We start from the raw sequence: 15343 nt of genomic DNA on the forward strand, positions 1-15343 counted from the left end.
TCGGGGCCTTCTTTATTCGATCACGTACAAAGGCTGGCCGTACTCAACGGCCTGGCCGTTGTCCACCAGGATCTTGGTCACGGTACCGGATTTGTCGGCTTCGATTTCGTTGAGGATCTTCATGGCCTCGACGATGCAGATCGTCTCGCCTTCCTTGATGGTGTCGCCAATCTCCACGAAAGGCTTGGCGCCCGGGCTGGAGGCGCGGTAGAAGGTGCCGACCATGGGGGACTTGACGGTGTGGCCCACAGGCTCGGCGGCGGCTGCCACGGCCACGGGGATTGCTTCAACGGCCGGCACCACCGGGGGTGCCACTGGCGCTGGCGCCATGCTGTAGGTGACGGGAGCCGCAGCGGACATCGGCGCGCTCTTGACGATGCGGACCTTGCCTTCGGCTTCGGTGATCTCCAGCTCCGACACGTTTGATTCGGACACCAGGTCGATCAGCGTCTTCAGTTTTCTCAAATCCATGATTTCTCCAACGAAAAGCGGCTAATTTGTTCTAAGTTCGAGCAACTTCAAGGCTGCCGACCCACCCCCACCGGCCAGGGTGCCGCAGTGTACACGAAGGGGTGTGCGGTAGCACACGCTCAAGCAGACTGGGCTTGTGAGCCCACCGCGGAACGCCCATTGCCGTTTTGGGCGACAAAGCTGGAATTTAGCCCTTTATTGCCGAACATTCCCGGCAGAGGACCAGCGGTCGATCGGGCCGCTGACGAGCGTCAGCCCAGTTGCGCCCATTGGGCCAGGTCGGCCTCGGACACTTTGCCGATCTTGCGGTGGAGCACCGTGCCCCCGGTCCCGAACACCACCGTGTACGGCAAGCTGCCGCTGGGGTTGCCCAGGCTCTTGCTGAGCTCGGTGCCGGCAAAGCCGGCCATGCCCACGGGGAAATTCAGCGGCAGCTTCTGCAGGAAGCCGCGCACCGCACTGGGCTGGTCCACCGCCAGGCCCAGCACTTGCCAGCCTTGCGCCGCGTGGGCCGTGTTGAAGGCATTGAGCAAAGGCAGCTCTTCCACGCACGGCGGGCACCAGGTGGCCCAGAAATTCACCAGCAAGGGTCGACCACGCATGGTCTCGAGGTTCACCGTCTCGCCGTTGGGGCCATCGAAGGTTCCGGCCCAGAAAGCGGCCTCGGCGCCACTCAGCACGGGCCGGGGCGCGATGCGGCGCCACGACAACCAGGCACCCGCGCCGGCAGCGGCCACGGCGGCCCCGGTCATCAACACATGTCTTCGTTGCAGTTTCATTCGTCCAGTCCAGAAATGCCGGTCGCACCGGCCATGCGCAGCCGCAGCGCCGCAAGGTCGCCACGCGGCTTGCGGCCTTGCGCATCGGGCTTGAGGGCGCCGCGCAGGTCATCGTGCTCGTGCACCATCAGGTGAATGAGCACCCACTGACCCAGCGCGTCGCAGCGGGTGCGCAGGGTCAGAGCCTCCACCGGTTCACCGCGCCAGCCGTTGACCGTGCCGGGGTGGTATTCCACCCGGTGATCGAGCAAGGCCCACTCGGGAGCCTTGGGGTCATCGCAAAAGAGCTGCATGTACAGATCGCTGTGGCGCGTGGCAGTTCCATGCCAGACCGAGCCGCCCAGGTGCGGGCGAAAGGCGTTGAGGCGCTCCATCCACAACAAGGCCAGTTCGCGCAGCGAAAGCAACTCGCCGGGCTGGGTATCGGCACAGAAGATGTCGATGTGCTCGCGCACCGCGGCTTCCAGCGTGGCGTTGTCGGGGAGGGCCGTGCGGGCCGGCAGACCGAGCTGCTTGACGGCCTGGCGTTTCGCGGCCGCGTACTCCAGGCCCTCCTCGGCCACCAGACGTGCTGCCACGGCGGCAATTTCAAAGGTGATGTCTTCCCGGCTCGCTTCCATCCACAGATTGTGCCCGCCCGTGTCGCGCGCAGCGGCCCTGCCCGGCCAAACCCGCAAGGCCCGGGTGGGCCGCCACCTAGAATCGCCCGATGCACATTCACATCCTGGGCATTTGCGGCACCTTCATGGGCGGTCTGGCCGCCCTGGCCCGCGAAGCCGGCCACCGCGTCACCGGCTGCGACGCCGGCGTCTACCCCCCCATGAGCGATCAGCTGCGCGCCCTCGGCATCGACCTGATCGAAGGCTTCGGCGCCGACCAGCTCGCGCTCAAGCCCGACATGTTTGTCATCGGCAATGTGGTGAGCCGCTCGCGCAAAGCCGACGGCACGCCCAAATTTCCGCTGATGGAAGCCATCATGGACAGCGGCGCGGCCTACACCAGCGGCCCGCAGTGGCTGGCCGAACACGTGCTGCAGGGCCGGCATGTGCTGGCGGTGGCCGGCACCCACGGCAAGACCACCACCACCGCCATGCTGACCTGGATTCTGGAAGCCAACGGGCTGGAGCCGGGTTTTCTCATTGGTGGGGTACCGATGAACTTCGGTATTTCCGCGCGCTTGGGCCAAGGCAACACATTCACCATTGAGGCAGACGAATACGACACGGCATTCTTCGACAAGCGCAGCAAGTTCGTGCATTACCGCCCGCGCACGGCCGTCCTGAACAACCTCGAGTTCGACCACGCCGATATCTTTGACGACCTGGCCGCCATCGAGCGCCAGTTCCACCACCTGATCCGCACCGTCCCGCCATCGGGGCGGGTGGTGTCGAACGGGCTGGAGGAAAGCCTGGACCGTGTGCTGCACCAGGGCCTGTGGAGCGAGCTGCGCACCTTTGGCGCGGCGGTGAGCGACTTCACCGCCGTGGGTGAACCCCATGCGTTTGATGTGCTCAACCAGGGCAGGCCCGCAGGCCGTGTGGAGTGGGCGCTCAGTGGCGTGCACAACCAGCTCAATGCGCTCGCGGCGATCGCCGCCGCCGAACACGTGGGCGTGGCCCCGGCCGACGCGGCGCGTGCACTGGCCAGTTTCGAGAATGTGCGCCGGCGCATGGAAGTGCGCGGCACGGTGGCGCATGCGGGGGGCGCCATCACCGTCTACGACGACTTCGCCCACCATCCCACCGCCATCCGCACCACGCTGGACGGTCTGCAACGCCGGCTCGGCAGCCCGCGCGGGCGCATCCTGGCCGTGTTCGAACCGCGCAGCAACACCATGAAGCTGGGCACGATGAAGTCGCAGTTGCCATGGAGCCTGGAGGCGGCCGACCTCGCGTTTTGCCATTCGGGTGGCCTGGACTGGGACGCCACCGAGGCCCTCGCCCCCATGGGCGCGAGGGCTCAAGTGGGCAAGAACATCGACGAGCTGGTGACCCAGGTGGTGTCAGCCGCTCAACCGGGCGACCACATCGTCTGCATGAGCAACGGTGGTTTTGGTGGCGTGCATGAGCGCCTGCTGAAAGCGCTCGCCGCCTGAGCCTAGTAGCTCAGCGATTGCGCGGGCACATCGATTGAAATGACGGGTTTGGCGAGCGCAGCGCTGGCCGCGCGCGCAAACGCCATGGCCCAGGCGCGGTGCGCCTCGTCCCGAAAACGCTCTTCACCCACGGCCTCGGCCACCGCCAGGATCTTGTCGGCCGTGAGCACCTTGCCGGTGGGCCGTATCGGCTCACAACCCAGAAACGTGAACTGGTCGTCGAGCCAGCTGCGCGCCAGGTCGTGCGGCATGGGTTGCACTTCTTCCAGATCGAAGTGGTAGGTGGCTGGCACACCCCAGCTCACGGTGACTTGGCTTCGCATGGTGGATCTCCTGATGGGCTTCCATTGTGGACCTCACCCAAGATGAGGCACCCCGTGAAAGCCCGCAGCCCGTTCAGGCCTTCGCCTGGCGCGCGGTCTGCACCGCCCTGGACAACACCTCAAGCGCCTGCAACGAATCGCCCCAACCCAGGCAGGCGTCGGTGATGCTTTGGCCGTACTTGAGCGCGTCCACCGCATCTTTGCCCGGCGTGAACTTCTGCGCGCCGGCTTCGATGTGGCTCTCGATCATCACGCCGAACACGCTGCGCGAGCCGCCGGTGATCTGGCTGGCAATGTCGCGCGCGACCTCCAGCTGCTTTTCGTGCTGCTTGCTGCTGTTGGCGTGGCTGCAGTCCACCATCAGGCGTGGGGGCAACTTGGCAGCTTCGAGTTCCTTCACCGAAGCGGCCACACTTGCGGCGTCGTAGTTGGGCGCCTTGCCGCCGCGCAGGATCACGTGGCAGTCCTTGTTGCCGTTGGTCTGCACGATCGCGACCTGGCCATTCTTGTGCACCGAGAGGAAGTGGTGCCCTCGCGAGGCAGCCTGAATGGCGTCGGTGGCGATTTTGATGTTGCCGTCGGTGCCATTCTTGAAACCGATCGGCGCCGACAGGCCCGAGGCCAGCTCGCGGTGGACCTGACTCTCGGTGGTGCGCGCACCGATGGCACCCCAGGCGATCAGGTCGCCGATGTACTGCGGCGAGATCACGTCGAGGAATTCGCTGCCCGCCGGGAGGCCCAGGCGGTTGATCTCGATCAGCAACTGGCGCGCGATGCGCAGACCTTCGTCGATGCGGAAACTCTCGTCCAGGTAGGGATCGTTGATCAGGCCTTTCCAGCCCACCGTGGTGCGTGGCTTCTCGAAGTACACCCGCATCACGATCTCCAGCGTGTCGGCGTACTTGTCGCGCAAGGGCTTGAGGCGACGCGCGTAGTCCACAGCCGCTGCCGGGTCGTGAATGGAGCACGGTCCGATGATCACCAGCAGGCGGTCGTCCTTGCCGTGCAGGATGTTGTGGATGCGCTGGCGGGTCTGGCTGATCAGTGTCTCCACCGGCGTGCCGCCGATGGGGAAAAAGCGGATCAGGTGTTCGGGGGGAGGCAACACGGTGATGTCCTTGATGCGTTCGTCGTCGGTCTGGCTGGTCTTGTCGATCGAACGGGCATGCCAGGCGTCGCTGCTGGCGGGGGCGTGTTTCGCGGTCATCAAGGGCTCCTGGGGCTGGTGTTGCGGGTGGGGAAACAGGGTCGAAAAAAAACCGCCGGGCTGAGGGCTCCGGCGGTTTGATCGAGATTCGGTGATGCGCTTACAGCCTCGCCTCTCGTCCGCCAGGGACAGAGAACCAAAAGTAAAAGGCAAAGAAGTTGCGCGCTTGCATGGGTTGGCAATGTAGCACAGGGCTGCTGATGCCTGGCTTACTGGCGGAACACCAGCGCGTCCAGCCCCAGCGCCCGGATGCGCGCCGCAGCGTCGTCGGCCAGGGCCCGGCTGGCAAAAGGCCCCACGCGCACGCGCGTGCGCTGACCATTGGGTGAGTCGACGACCTGGATGTAGGCCGGCAGGCCGGCATCGATGAGCCGCGTGAGCACACGATCGGCATTGCCGGCGTCGGCGAACAGGCCGACGTTGATGGCATGGCTCTGCACCGGATCGGCGCGGGTCTGCGGCGCAGCGGGCGTTGACGCCGGCACCTGCGCCGGCACTGTTGCTGGCGCCAAGGGTGCGGACACGACCGCAGGCGTGGGCTCCGGGGCCACGGGATCGGCAACGGGTTGGGCGGGTGGTGTCGCGGGCGGGGGATCAACGGGCTCCGTGGGGGCAGGTGGCACAGGCTCAACCGGCGGCACGGGGACCAGAGGCGCTGGCTCCACAGGCGCCACCACCTCGGACAACGCCTCTGTGGGCAGCACAGGTCGGTCGCCCACCCACCTGGACAAGCCCCAGTAGGCTCCCACGGCAGCCACCGCCAACACCCCGTTGATGACCACCAGGCCCAGCAGGCGTTTGCGGCTGCTCGCGCGTTGCGCCAGGGCGGCGCAGGCTTCTCGCACGGTCTTGGCCTCGCGCACGGCGCGGGTCATGCGGCGGCGCGTGTCCGCGTGCAGCCAGGCGTTGCCGTACACCCCGGGAATCAGGCAGCTCAGCACCAGGATCGCACCCAGAAACCCCCACTGCGCGAGCGACGGCCTGGCCAGCCATTCGCGGCCCAGTCCCAGCACCAGCAAGACCAGGCCCTCCACCGCGGCCACGTACACCAGGGCCGTGCCCCAGAGCTGGCGGAACACCAGCCAGTTGAGCGTGAGCAGCGCCGCCGCCCAGTTCCAGCTGGGGCCGGCGCGGCCCTCTTCGTCAAATCGTTCGAACACTGGCAAGTACCGACCGACGTTCACCGTGCCGAGAGCGGCCCGGTAGAGCGCGATGGTGGCGCTCTCCGGGGCGATCGCGGCGGGCTGCGAAGGGGCTGGCATGGCGCGATTCTGGCACGCGGCATGCGGGTTGTTGCCAGCACCGCGCAGGCTCGCTTCTGTCCACAATGCGCGCATGCAGACCGTCCCGCTCGACAAACGCCCATGAGTCCCAGTCAGATCATCGTGCTGGCCACGCCGGTGTTCTTTGCCCTGATTGCGGTCGAATACGCCATCGGACTGAAGCGCCGTCGCAACACCTACCGCCTCGACGACGCCATCAGCAGCATCGGCCTGGGCATGCTCAGCCAGATCAGCGCGGTGTTCACCCGGTTGCTGCGCGTGGGCATTTACACCGCCGTCTATTCGGCGGTGGCGATCTGGCCCGATCACCCCTTCTGGACCACCTGGGCCGGCTGGCTGCTGGCGCTGGTTTTTTACGACTTCTGCTACTACTGGCTGCACCGCGCCGGACACGAGACCGCCCTCTTCTGGGCCGCGCACGTGGTGCACCACCAGAGCCAGGACTACAACCTGTCCACCGCGCTGCGCCAGACCAGCTCGGGTGCCCTGGTCGGCTGGGTGTTCTACCTGCCCATGGCGGTGGCCGGCGTGCCGCCACTGGTGTTCGGTGTCGTTGCGCTGGTCGACCTGCTCTACCAGTTCTGGGTGCACACCGAGCAGGTCCGCAAGCTCGGCTGGTTCGACCGCTGGTTCTGCAGCCCCTCCAACCACCGGGTGCACCACGCGGTGAACGACCGCTACCTCGACCGCAACTACGGCGGCATCCTGATCGTGTGGGACCGGCTCTTCGGCAGCTTCAAGGAAGAAGACGAGAAGTGCGTCTACGGCACCCGCAAGCCGCTGCAGAGCTGGGACCCGCTGTGGGCCAATGGTGAGGTGTACTGGGGCCTGCTCAAAGATTCGTGGCACACCCGGCGCTGGGCCGACAAGCTGCGCGTGTGGTTCAAGCCACCGGGCTGGCGGCCGGCCGACGTGGCTGCGCGTTTTCCAGTGCCGGCCTTCGACATTGCGCAGGTGCAGCGCTACGCACCACCCATGACGCCGACAGTGCAGTGGTTTGCCGGCGCGCAGTTTGCCCTGCTGCTCGCGGGCGTCGCCGGCTTCCTGTGGTTTGCCGATGGCTGGCCGCTGTCGCGCAGCGCGGTCGTTTTCGCCGTGCTGGTGGTGGCGCTGTGGGCCATCGGCGCGGTGATGCAGGGGCGCATCGGCATGGGCGAGGCGATGCTGATCGAATGTGCTGCACTGTCCATGGCCAGCGCCGCACTGGGCTGGGTGGACCTGCACCGCGTGTTCAAGCCGCTGACCATGCTGGTCGCGATGGCGGTGGTGCTGGGCCATGTACGCGGGTGGGGTGACCTGCAGCGATCCGGCGGTTTGCTGCTGGGAGCGCTGGCCCTGTCGCTGGCGGGCGACGCATTTTTGATGTTCCCCGGTTACTTCATTCCAGGACTCGTGGCCTTCCTGCTGGCGCACCTGGCTTACATCGCGCTGTTCCGCCAGGGTGTCCCGTGGTTTTCGAGCCGGCGTGCGCTCGCCGCCACGCTGGGCGTCGGTGTGGCGATGTACACATTCCTGTGGCAGGGCGGGCTGCCCACCGCGCTGCGCGCCCCGGTGGCGGCCTACGTGCTGGTGATCGCGCTCATGGCGGCACAGGCCATCGGCCGCGCCACCGTGCAGCGAAACGCCGCAGCCGTCGGTGTGGCGGTGGGCGCGGTCTTCTTCATGCTCAGCGACACCCTGCTCGCGATCAACAAGTTTGTGTCGCCGCTGCCGATGTCGCAGGTCTGGGTGCTGAGCACCTACTACGCGGCGCAGATCCTGATCGTGCGAAACATGCTTCGAGCCAGGCCTGCCGCAGACCCACGCTGACGGCCTGGCTCCTGCTCAGCCAGCCACGGGCGTGGCCTCGTCGCGCGCAGTGCGGCCGTCCACCAATTCCACCAGCCGGTCGCAGCGCGCCGCCAGGCGCGGGTCGTGCGTGACCACGACGAAGGACACGCCGCGCTCGGCGTGCATGCGCCGCAGTTGCACGAACACCTCGTCGGAGGACGCCGTGTCCAGGTTGCCGGTGGGCTCGTCGGCCAGCACCAGTGGCGGCTCCATCACCAGCGCGCGGGCGATCGCCACGCGCTGCTGCATGCCGCCCGAGAGCTGCGAGGGACGTTTGTCCATGGCCTGGGCCAGGCCCACCGCATCAAGCAGTTCACGCGCCTTGGCCAACTGTGCCGCACTCACCCGGCCTTCGGCCATGAGCGCGGGCATGGTCACGTTTTCCAGCGCGGTGAAGGCCGGCAACAGGTGGTGGAACTGGAACACGAAGCCGAGCTTGTTGCGCCGGCGCATGGTCAGGCCGTTGTCGTCCAGCCCCTGCACCTCTTCGCCCTGAAAACGGTAGGTGCCCGAGCTCATGCGTTCGAGCAGGCCGATGATGCTGAGCAGGGTGCTCTTGCCCGAACCCGACGGGCCGATGAGCGCGATGAATTCGCCCGGCATCACGCGCAGGCCAATGCCATGCAGCACCTCGGCTTCGCTGGGCATGCCGGCGTTGTAGGTCTTGCGCACCTCGCTGAGTTCGATCAGGGGCACCGGGTTGGTCGGGGCGGTCATGGGCTCACATCCGGATCGCCTGGCCAGGGTCCATGGCCGCCGCGCGGCGCGCCGGCGCAATGGCCGCGAGCACGCCGCATACCGTGGCCAGCACGGCCACTTGCAGCGCCAGCAGGGGTGGCAGCGAAATGGAGAACAGCGGTTGCCCGTCGGCGCCGCGCACAAAGGTGGTGAACAACCAGATCATCAGCACGGCCAGCGCGATCCCCACCACCGAGCCCACCGCCCCCACCACCGCGCCCTGCACCAGAAACACCCGCAGCACCTGACCGCGCGTGGCGCCCATGGCACGCAAGATGCCGATCTCGCGGCGCTTCTGCACCACCGACACCACCAGCACGCTGGCGATGCCCAGCACCACCACCACCAGCACCACACCGCGAATGAGGCTGGTGCTGACCGACTGCGCGTTGAGGGCCGACACCAGCTGGGCGTTGCTCTCCTGCCAACTCTCCAGCTGGTAGGGCAGCTGGCGGCGCAGGTCTTCGGTCAGGCCCTGCGCGGCCCACACGTCGTCTACCGTGAGGTCGATCGTGGTGGCGCCACCGGGCAGCGAGAGCAGGCTTTGCGCGGCCCGCAGGGGCACGATCACGGTGCGCCGGTTGAGCTCCTTCACTCCGAAGTCCACCAGCGCAGTGACCCGCACCGATTCACTCACGTTGCTGGTCTGCACCGTGAGGCGGTCGCCCACACGCACCCCCAGATCGGCCGCGAGATCACGCCCCACGACGGTCTCGCCCGGGGCCAGGCGCGCGGTGCCGCTGACCACCTTGTTGCGCAGGCCGACGATGCGGTCGTATCGGTCCAGATCGACCCCGAACAAGGAGATGGATTGCGTGGCCTCGCCACGCAGCGCCAGCGCACCCCCGGCCACCATGGGCGAGACGGACGCGATGCCGGGCAAACGCTCAAGCTGGGGCACCAGCGCCTGCCAATTGGCTACCGAGCGCAGGCGCTGAGCGCGCGGCTGGGCTTCGGTCAGGGTGGTCGTGCCTGCGGCCCTGATGGCGGGCGGTGCCACCACGTCGTCGGGTGCGCTGAGCGTGATGTGGGCCTGCGCGCCGAGCGTCTTGTTCAAGGTGTTGGTCTGCAGGCCGCTGATCAGCGCGGAAATGTAAGCGATCACGGCGACCCCGGCGGCCACGCCCACGATGATCAGCAGGGTCTGCATGCGCCCTTCGCGCAGAAAGCGCAGTGCCACGCGGCGTTCAAATCCCAGCCAGGCACTCATGGGGTGTGCTCAGCGGCCCATGGCGTTGGTCAGCGCAGCGCCAGCGTCGGGCGCAGCCGCACCGGGCGCCATGCGCTGGCCCGGCTGCCAGGGCACCGGTCGCACGCGCACACGGTCGTCAACCTTCGGGTCCCCACCGATCAGCACCTCGTCACCCTCGGCCAGACCCTCGATCACTTCGGCGGCGTCGAGCGTGCGCAGGCCGAGCTTCACCGTGCGGCTGCGCGCGACGCCCGCCTCGCTCACCAGCACAGTGGCCGAACCGTCGGGCAGGGCGGTGCGCAAGGCGGCCAGCGGCAACACCAGCGCCTTGTCTCGCCGGGCGGTTTCCACCTCGACCGACACCGTCATGTCTTCGCGCAGAAAAGCCGGTGCAGGCGCATCCAGCGTGAGCTTCACCTCGATGGCACCGCGCTGTGCATCGACCGACGGGGCGATCGACAGCACCCGCGCGGCCAGCGGCTGGCCGGCAAACGCGTCGGCCACCACGCGTGCGATCTGGCCGGTCTGCAACTGGTCCAGGAAACGCTCGTCCACCGGCGCCACAATCTGCGTGGGACCGGCCAACGCCAGACCCAGCAAGGCCTTGCCGGGCTGCACGATCTGGCCGGGCTCGACCTCGCGCAGCAGCACCTGCGCATCGGCCGGTGCCACCAGCGTGGTCTGGGCCAGCCGGGCGCGCGCCGCCTCGGTGGTGGCCTGCGCCACGGCAAGCTGGGCCTGGGCCTGCACGAGATCGGAGCCGGTTTCTTCGTTGGCCCGCGTCTGCGCGCGCGCACTGGTCTGCTGGGCCTGGGCCACCTCCAGCGTGCGACGCACTTCGTCCAGCCGCGAGGCACTCACGAAGCCTTGCGCCACCAACTGTTCCGTGCGTGTGAGCTCGGCTTGGGCGGCGCGCACGGTGGCGTCGGTCTGGGCCAGCGCGGCCTGGGCGGATGTGCGCCCGGTGCTGCGCAAACCCGCCAGCCGCGCCGAGGCCTGGCGCTCGGCCGCCACCGCCTGGGTCAGCGCAGCAGCAAGCTCATCCGACTCCAGCCGCAACAACACGTCGCCTCGGCGAACGCGGGCGCCTTCTTCCACCAGCACAGCCTGCACCCGCCCGGTGATGGTGCTGCCGATCTCCACCCGCGAGAGGGTGGCCACGCGGGCCGAAAACTGCAGGCTGCGCACCAGCGGTGCCGCTTGCAGCTCGACCGCATCCACCTTGGGGTGGCGCCAGAGCCAGCCGGCCCAGAAAGCGAGCAGCAGCAACACGCCTGCGGCACCCCATCCCCAGCGGCGTTGAGCGGAAGACAGGGTCATGGCAGAAAAGGACTCAGTTGCCGGGCTGGAACAGCCCGTTGTCGGTGGTGGGCGGGGCCACGCCCAGATGCCGGTAGGCCGCCAGGGTGGCGATGCGCCCGCGCGGCGTGCGCTGCAGAAAGCCCTGCTGGATCAGGTAGGGCTCGATCACATCTTCGATCGTGTCGCGTTCTTCGCCGATGCTGGCGGCGATGTTGTCCAGCCCCACCGGCCCGCCGTCGAAGCGGTGGATCACGGCTTCGAGCAACTTGCGGTCCATCAGGTCAAAACCCTGCGGGTCCACATCGAGCATGGCCAGCGCGCGGTTGGCAATGTCTTTGGTGATGTTGCCGGTTCCCTTCACGTCGGCGAAGTCGCGCACGCGGCGCAGCAGCCGGTTGGCGATGCGCGGCGTGCCACGCGAGCGGCGGGCGATCTCGAAGCCCCCTTCTTCGTCCATGGGGGCGTTCAGCAGCCCGGCGCTGCGCTTGACGATGCGGCCCAGCTCCTCGGAGGTGTAGAACTCCAGCCGCGCCACGATGCCGAAGCGGTCGCGCAGCGGGTTGGTGAGCATGCCGGCGCGCGTGGTGGCGCCCACGAGCGTGAAGGGCTGCAGGTCGAGCTTGATGCTGCGCGCGGCCGGCCCTTCGCCGATCATGATGTCGATCTGGTAGTCCTCCAGCGCGGGGTACAGGATCTCTTCGACGACCGGGCTGAGCCGGTGGATCTCGTCGATGAACAGCACATCGTTCGCTTCGAGGTTGGTCAGCAGCGCGGCCAGGTCCTTGGGTTTTTCCAGCACCGGCCCGCTGGTCTGGCGCAGGTTCACACCCAGCTCTTGCGCAATGATGTGGGAGAGCGTGGTCTTGCCCAGGCCCGGCGGGCCGAACAGCAGCACGTGGTCCAGCGCCTCGTTGCGCTTCTTCGCCGCGCCAATGAAGATCTCCAGCTGCTCGCGCACCTTCACCTGGCCCACGTACTCGTCGAGCAGCTTGGGCCGCAGCGCGCGTTCGATCGCCTCTTCCTTGGGCGAAGCCGGCGCGGCGGAAACCATGCGCGGCGCCGGGGCGAAGTCGTCGGTCTGGATGCTCATCTTTTTTTACTTGGCAAGAGCCTTCAGCGCGAGCTTGATACCCTCGCTCACACCCACATCGGCGGGCAGGGGTTTCAGCGCGGCGGCGGCGTCCTTGTCGCTGTAGCCCAGCGCCATCAGGGCCTGCTGAATGTCGCTCTGCACGTCGCTCTGCGCCGGGCCACCGCCGGTGAGGTTGAGGTCTGCACCGAGCTTGCCCTTGAGTTCGAGCAGCAGGCGTTCGGCGGTCTTTTTGCCGATGCCGGGCACCTTGATGATGCGGCCACTGTCCTGGGCGCTGATGGCCTGGGCCAGATCGCCCACGCTCATGCCCGAGAGCACCGATAGCGCGGTGCGCGGACCCACGCCGCTGATCTTGATGAGCTGGCGAAAGGCCTCACGTTCGGGCGATGTGGCGAAGCCGTAGAGAATCTGGGCGTCCTCGCGAACCACAAAATGGGTGAGCAGGGCCACTTTTTCACCGGTGCCGGGCAGGTTGTAGAAGGTGCTCATCGGCACATCAACCTCGTAACCGACGCCGTGGCAGTCCAGCAGGATCTGGGGTGGGTTTTTCTCCAGCAGGGTGCCGGTCAACTTGCCTATCATTGGGCGCTTCTTCCTTGGTTCACGGGATTATCGGCTTGATTCTCAGACACACCTTCTCCCCGCCCGACAACGTCCGCATGGGTCACCTCTGCGGCCCCCTGGACACCCACATCCGCAGCATCGAGGCGGCCTTGAACGTGAAGGTGGCACACCGTTTCGAGCAGTTCCGCATCGAAGGCACCAAGCCCAAGGTGAACCAGGCGCTGGAAACCCTGCAGGCCATGTACGAAATGGCGAAGAAACCCATTCCGCCCGAGCAGGTGCAGCTGATGCTCAGCGGCGACACCGCGCTGGTAGACCCGGGTGACGGCGCCCTGGCCATGCAGACGCGGCGCGGCGAAGTGCGCGGGCGCACGCCCAACCAGGCGCGGTATCTCGAGAACATGGCCACGCACGACATCACATTCGGCATCGGCCCGGCCGGCACCGGCAAGACCTATCTCGCCGTGGCCTGCGCGGTGGATGCGCTGGAACGCAGCGCGGTGCAACGCATCGTGCTCACCCGCCCTGCCGTGGAAGCCGGTGAAAAGCTCGGCTTTCTCCCGGGCGACCTGGGCCAGAAGGTGGACCCGTACCTGCGCCCGCTGTACGACGCGCTGTACGACCTGATGGGTGCCGACAAGGTGCAAAAGGCCTTCGAACGCCAGCAGATCGAGATCGCGCCACTGGCCTTCATGCGCGGGCGCACGCTCAACCACGCCTTCGTGATCCTCGACGAGGCGCAGAACACCACGGTGGAGCAGATGAAGATGTTCCTCACCCGCATCGGCTTCGGCGCCAAGGCGGTGATCACCGGCGACGTGAGCCAGATCGACCTGCCGCGCACCGAGCTCAGCGGGTTGATCGACGCCGAGCGTGTGCTCAAGCGCGTGCAGGGCATCGCCATCACGCGCCTTTCAAGCGCAGACGTGGTGCGCCACCCGCTGGTGGCCCGCATCGTCGACGCCTACGACGCGCGCACGCCCCACGTGGAAGACGCGGCGCCGGCCAAACGCACACGCCGCAAGGCGGCCTGAGGTGAACTGCATGCTCTCGACATCCATCATCCGAGCGCTCGCCAGCCTGTTGGCCGTGCTGCCATGGGCCGCCGCCGCTCAAGGCATGCCGCCTGCAGCCGCGCCGGCCACACCATCGCTGGTCTTCAGCAGCCAGGCAGTGAACTACCGCTGTGACGGCGGGGCCGAGATCGAACTGGTCTACCTCAACCTGAGCAATGGCAACGCCTTTGCCGCCCTGCACTTCAACGGCCGCACGGTGATGCTGCAAGGCCGCCGCGCCACCACCGGGGTGCGCTTCATTGCGCTCGACGAACAGAACAGCCTGCGTTGGTACACACAAGGCATGAAGGGTGAGCTGAGTTTCCTGGCGGCCGACCACACGGCGCAGGAACAAACCCTGCTGTCCAACTGCTTCGCCCAACCGGCCAAACGCTGATGGCCTTGCCCAAGCTCACCCTCTCGCTGCAGTTCGGCGAACTGCGCGACGCCGCCACCCACCGCGCCGCGCTGCCGCGCCACAGGGTCGCGCGCTGCATCCGCCACGCGCTGGACGCCGACGCCGAGATCACCGTGCGCATCGTCGGAGCCGACGAAGGCCAGGCGCTCAACCTCGACTACCGGGGCAAGGACTACGCCACCAACGTGCTGACCTTCGACTACGCCACCGAACCGCTGGTGATGGCCGACCTGGTGCTGTGCGCGCCGGTGGTGGCGCGCGAGGCGGCCGAACTCAAGAAGCCGCTGGCCGAGCACTACGCGCACCTGCTGGTGCACGGCACCCTGCACGCGCAAGGCTGGGACCACGAGACCAGCGAAGCCGATGCTGAAGCGATGGAAGCGCGCGAGACCGAAATCCTCGCTGGCCTGGGCCAGCCGGACCCTTACCTCTAGGTCTTGATCTGCAGGGGTATGGTCACCGGCCCGTCGTTGACCAGGTGCACCTTCATGTCGGCGCCGAAACGGCCGGTCTGCACCACCGGGTGCGCAGCACGCGCGGCCTTCACGAACGCGTCGTAAAGCGACTCCCCGAGCGCAGGCGGCGCTGCCGCGGTGAAGCCGGGCCGGTTGCCACTCTTCGTGTCGGCCGCCAGGGTGAACTGGCTCACGATCAACAAGCCGCCTGCGATGTCCTGCACGCTCAGGTTCATCTTGCCGGCGGCGTCGCCAAAGATGCGCAGCTTCAGGATCTTGGCGAGCATCTTCTCGCCCACGGCCTCGGTGTCGTCGGGCTCGGCACACAGCAGCACCAGCAGGCCTTGGCCCACCGAGCCGACGGTCTCACCGTCGATTTCGACACGTGCTTCGCTCACACGCTGCAGTACAGAAATCAAATCAGATCCTTTTCATCGTCAAAGTGCGCTTCCACATCGCTGGGCAATAACTGAATCGTCGCTCGCAGCCCCGGCACCGCGCTCATGAGCGCCTGCTCCACGCTGGCGCGCACGGCAGC

17 protein-coding genes are annotated in these 15343 nt (G+C 67.2%); 5 read left to right on the forward strand and 12 right to left on the reverse strand.

Going from position 1 to position 15343, the window contains the following annotated elements:
- Positions 1-12: 12 nt before the first annotated feature.
- The 3 genes from accB to Q0C59_RS00445 all read right to left on the reverse strand — a co-directional run bounded on the left by accB (position 13) and on the right by Q0C59_RS00445 (position 1870).
- Complete coding sequence (gene accB / locus Q0C59_RS00435; protein ID WP_291210264.1) at positions 13-471, reverse strand: acetyl-CoA carboxylase biotin carboxyl carrier protein; 459 nt, start codon at positions 469-471, stop codon at positions 13-15.
- A gap of 251 nt (positions 472-722) precedes the next feature.
- Positions 723-1250 (reverse strand): TlpA disulfide reductase family protein, encoded by a 528-nt coding sequence (locus tag Q0C59_RS00440; RefSeq protein WP_291210267.1) that lies wholly within the window; start codon positions 1248-1250, stop codon positions 723-725.
- Entirely contained in the window at positions 1247-1870 is a 624-nt protein-coding gene (locus tag Q0C59_RS00445; protein WP_291210270.1) for a hypothetical protein, read from the reverse strand. Before Q0C59_RS00445 ends, Q0C59_RS00440 begins: the two co-directional genes overlap by 4 nt.
- An 89-nt stretch (positions 1871-1959) precedes the next feature.
- Here Q0C59_RS00445 and mpl point away from each other — a divergent pair, with 89 nt between their 5' ends.
- Positions 1960-3345, forward strand: a complete 1386-nt coding sequence (gene mpl, locus Q0C59_RS00450; RefSeq protein WP_291210272.1) for a UDP-N-acetylmuramate:L-alanyl-gamma-D-glutamyl-meso-diaminopimelate ligase — start codon at positions 1960-1962, stop codon at positions 3343-3345.
- A 2-nt stretch (positions 3346-3347) separates the two neighbouring features.
- Here mpl and Q0C59_RS00455 read toward each other — a convergent pair whose 3' ends face one another.
- The 3 genes from Q0C59_RS00455 to Q0C59_RS00465 all read right to left on the reverse strand — a co-directional run bounded on the left by Q0C59_RS00455 (position 3348) and on the right by Q0C59_RS00465 (position 6137).
- Entirely contained in the window at positions 3348-3668 is a 321-nt protein-coding gene (locus tag Q0C59_RS00455) for a hypothetical protein (protein ID WP_291210275.1), read from the reverse strand.
- A 73-nt stretch (positions 3669-3741) separates the two neighbouring features.
- Positions 3742-4875, reverse strand: a complete 1134-nt coding sequence (locus tag Q0C59_RS00460) for a 3-deoxy-7-phosphoheptulonate synthase (RefSeq protein WP_291210278.1) — start codon at positions 4873-4875, stop codon at positions 3742-3744.
- A gap of 209 nt (positions 4876-5084) precedes the next feature.
- On the reverse strand, positions 5085-6137 hold the full coding sequence (locus Q0C59_RS00465; protein WP_291210281.1) for an SPOR domain-containing protein: 1053 nt from the start codon (positions 6135-6137) through the stop codon (positions 5085-5087).
- 102 nt (positions 6138-6239) lie between these two features.
- On the opposite strand from Q0C59_RS00465, the gene Q0C59_RS00470 reads away from it, so the two are divergent.
- Positions 6240-7967 (forward strand): lysoplasmalogenase family protein, encoded by a 1728-nt coding sequence (locus Q0C59_RS00470; protein ID WP_291210285.1) that lies wholly within the window; start codon positions 6240-6242, stop codon positions 7965-7967.
- Positions 7968-7982: 15 nt separating this feature from the next.
- Here the strand turns inward: Q0C59_RS00470 and Q0C59_RS00475 are convergent, their stop codons facing one another.
- Genes Q0C59_RS00475 through ruvA form a run of 5 tightly spaced genes read right to left on the reverse strand, consistent with a single transcriptional unit; the run spans position 7983 to position 12895 of the window.
- The gene (locus Q0C59_RS00475) at positions 7983-8705 is read right to left on the reverse strand and encodes an ABC transporter ATP-binding protein (protein WP_291210287.1); all 723 of its coding nucleotides are present in this window, start codon (positions 8703-8705) and stop codon (positions 7983-7985) included.
- 4 nt (positions 8706-8709) lie between these two features.
- A complete protein-coding gene (locus Q0C59_RS00480; RefSeq protein WP_291210289.1) occupies positions 8710-9936 on the reverse strand; it encodes an FtsX-like permease family protein in 1227 nt (408 codons plus the stop codon).
- 9 nt (positions 9937-9945) lie between these two features.
- The gene (locus Q0C59_RS00485; RefSeq protein ID WP_291210292.1) at positions 9946-11238 is read right to left on the reverse strand and encodes an efflux RND transporter periplasmic adaptor subunit; all 1293 of its coding nucleotides are present in this window, start codon (positions 11236-11238) and stop codon (positions 9946-9948) included.
- 13 nt (positions 11239-11251) lie between these two features.
- Entirely contained in the window at positions 11252-12310 is a 1059-nt protein-coding gene (gene ruvB / locus Q0C59_RS00490; RefSeq protein ID WP_056267842.1) for a Holliday junction branch migration DNA helicase RuvB, read from the reverse strand.
- 6 nt (positions 12311-12316) lie between these two features.
- The gene (ruvA, locus tag Q0C59_RS00495; protein ID WP_291210299.1) at positions 12317-12895 is read right to left on the reverse strand and encodes a Holliday junction branch migration protein RuvA; all 579 of its coding nucleotides are present in this window, start codon (positions 12893-12895) and stop codon (positions 12317-12319) included.
- Between the two features lie 35 nt (positions 12896-12930).
- Between ruvA and Q0C59_RS00500 the strand changes: the two genes are divergently transcribed.
- From Q0C59_RS00500 to ybeY, 3 genes are read left to right on the forward strand one after another with little or no spacing between them, the layout of a single operon-like run.
- Positions 12931-13911: a PhoH family protein gene (locus tag Q0C59_RS00500; RefSeq protein ID WP_291210302.1), complete on the forward strand. Its 981-nt coding sequence runs from the start codon at positions 12931-12933 to the stop codon at positions 13909-13911.
- A gap of 10 nt (positions 13912-13921) precedes the next feature.
- The gene (locus Q0C59_RS00505; protein ID WP_291210304.1) at positions 13922-14329 is read left to right on the forward strand and encodes an MliC family protein; all 408 of its coding nucleotides are present in this window, start codon (positions 13922-13924) and stop codon (positions 14327-14329) included.
- The gene (gene ybeY, locus Q0C59_RS00510) at positions 14329-14784 is read left to right on the forward strand and encodes an rRNA maturation RNase YbeY (RefSeq protein WP_291210307.1); all 456 of its coding nucleotides are present in this window, start codon (positions 14329-14331) and stop codon (positions 14782-14784) included. The genes Q0C59_RS00505 and ybeY overlap by 1 nt, the downstream gene beginning before the upstream one ends.
- Here ybeY and dtd read toward each other — a convergent pair.
- On the reverse strand, positions 14781-15224 hold the full coding sequence (gene dtd, locus Q0C59_RS00515) for a D-aminoacyl-tRNA deacylase (protein ID WP_291210310.1): 444 nt from the start codon (positions 15222-15224) through the stop codon (positions 14781-14783). The genes ybeY and dtd overlap by 4 nt on opposite strands.
- Positions 15225-15343 lie beyond the last annotated feature (119 nt).

This window comes from Hydrogenophaga sp., from assembly GCF_022844385.1.
Taxonomy (GTDB): Bacteria; Pseudomonadota; Gammaproteobacteria; order Burkholderiales; family Burkholderiaceae_C; genus Hydrogenophaga.

Bases quoted from the DNA above. Each gene is read 5' to 3' on its own strand.
- Q0C59_RS00465 (WP_291210281.1), bottom strand. From the start codon at position 6,137: ATGCCAGCCCCTTCGCAGCCCGCCGCGATCGCCCCGGAGAGCGCCACC.
- ruvA (WP_291210299.1), bottom strand. From the start codon at position 12,895: ATGATAGGCAAGTTGACCGGCACCCTGCTGGAGAAAAACCCACCCCAG.
- Q0C59_RS00460 (WP_291210278.1), bottom strand. From the start codon at position 4,875: ATGACCGCGAAACACGCCCCCGCCAGCAGCGACGCCTGGCATGCCCGT.
- ybeY (WP_291210307.1), top strand. From the start codon at position 14,329: ATGGCCTTGCCCAAGCTCACCCTCTCGCTGCAGTTCGGCGAACTGCGC.
- Q0C59_RS00480 (WP_291210289.1), bottom strand. From the start codon at position 9,936: ATGAGTGCCTGGCTGGGATTTGAACGCCGCGTGGCACTGCGCTTTCTG.
- Q0C59_RS00470 (WP_291210285.1), top strand. From the start codon at position 6,240: ATGAGTCCCAGTCAGATCATCGTGCTGGCCACGCCGGTGTTCTTTGCC.
- ruvB (WP_056267842.1), bottom strand. From the start codon at position 12,310: ATGAGCATCCAGACCGACGACTTCGCCCCGGCGCCGCGCATGGTTTCC.
- mpl (WP_291210272.1), top strand. From the start codon at position 1,960: ATGCACATTCACATCCTGGGCATTTGCGGCACCTTCATGGGCGGTCTG.
- accB (WP_291210264.1), bottom strand. From the start codon at position 471: ATGGATTTGAGAAAACTGAAGACGCTGATCGACCTGGTGTCCGAATCA.
- Q0C59_RS00475 (WP_291210287.1), bottom strand. From the start codon at position 8,705: ATGACCGCCCCGACCAACCCGGTGCCCCTGATCGAACTCAGCGAGGTG.
- Q0C59_RS00455 (WP_291210275.1), bottom strand. From the start codon at position 3,668: ATGCGAAGCCAAGTCACCGTGAGCTGGGGTGTGCCAGCCACCTACCAC.
- Q0C59_RS00445 (WP_291210270.1), bottom strand. From the start codon at position 1,870: ATGGAAGCGAGCCGGGAAGACATCACCTTTGAAATTGCCGCCGTGGCA.
- Q0C59_RS00505 (WP_291210304.1), top strand. From the start codon at position 13,922: ATGCTCTCGACATCCATCATCCGAGCGCTCGCCAGCCTGTTGGCCGTG.
- Q0C59_RS00440 (WP_291210267.1), bottom strand. From the start codon at position 1,250: ATGAAACTGCAACGAAGACATGTGTTGATGACCGGGGCCGCCGTGGCC.
- Q0C59_RS00485 (WP_291210292.1), bottom strand. From the start codon at position 11,238: ATGACCCTGTCTTCCGCTCAACGCCGCTGGGGATGGGGTGCCGCAGGC.